This window comes from Streptomyces pinistramenti, from assembly GCF_020564935.1.
Lineage (GTDB): Bacteria > Actinomycetota > Actinomycetes > Streptomycetales > Streptomycetaceae > Streptomyces > Streptomyces pinistramenti.
Map to the genome: position 1 here is coordinate 1 of NZ_JAJCXB010000129.1, position 1,112 is coordinate 1,112.

A 1,112-nucleotide genomic window follows, 5' to 3' on the forward strand; every position below is an offset into this window, starting at 1 on the left:
TCATCGCCCTCGGAAATATCATCCCCGATCACCATGTCGGCATCGGTTTCCTGATCGAGTTTCAATACGTCTTTGAGTGCGCCGCCGGTCGCCACAAAGCGGCGCTTGTGCGTCTGGCGGGTCAGTTCGAGGAACCATTCAGGATCGGCGACCATGTCGGCCGGCTTCGTGGAATATTTCAGGGTCTCGGCCACCGCGCCGCGCACCAGTTCGGCGGTCGCGCAGGCCAGCGATTCGCCGTCCTTCGGCTTCCGGGGTTTCACTGCCCGGACATCGACATTCGGATCGTAGCTGACCCGAAGGCACTCCCGCCACAGCTCAACCCAGCGCGCATGTTTGACGTAACTCTTCCCGTTAAGCATGCCAGGCGGAACCATCATCAGTGTGTGGAAGTGCGGGTGTGCGCTGCCGTCACTGCCGCGGGTGACTTCCGTGGTGCGGATCCATCCCTGAACTGGTCTGAACTCTTTGCGATCCTTCAGCCGCTGGAAAGCCGTGTTCATCCGGCTCAGCGTATCGCCCAGCTCCCCGATCGCACAGTTGCGCACGGTCAGGGTCAGGAACATCCAGCGGGAATCGGGGTAATCCGCCACGATACGCGGCAGGGACTGGTAGAAACGGGCTTGCCACATCAGGGAGCGCCTCCACTGGCAGACAGGACAGTGCCGGACACGGCAGAAATGCGCCTCACGCAGCCTCAGGCGCGTTTCTCCGGTTTCTTTGAGGGTAGACCACCCGAAACGCAGTAAACCGCCGCAGGAGGCCATACGCGCCCCGTAGCGCTCATATTCGGCCGCAAGCAGGTAAATCCCTCCCACGTCGTCAGAAACGCTTCTGTGAGCGTCCCAGGGCGCATCTGAGGGGGAATAGTCCGTGAGGTTCTGGAGTTCAGGATTTTTCATGCGCACCGCCCCATACTGGGCGATGGCTCACTTGACGTGTTATCATTGCCGTATCACCTGTGTTGTCTGTCGCAAAATAGAATTCCTACAGGTGGTCACGCCCCCGAACGATGGCCGTCGTTGCGGGGGTCGCTTTTAACGCGACCACTCCCGACAGAATAACTTCAAAGTCATTTTCAGGCAAATCACGCTGAAACCCTTGCGGCACAA

1 protein-coding gene is annotated in these 1,112 nt (G+C 59.5%); it reads right to left on the reverse strand.

From position 1 onward, the window contains the following. Positions 1-902 (reverse strand): protein rep (locus LIU39_RS34680; protein ID WP_227050963.1); only part of this gene is annotated, 902 nt, incomplete at its 3' end. Positions 903-1,112 lie beyond the last annotated feature (210 nt).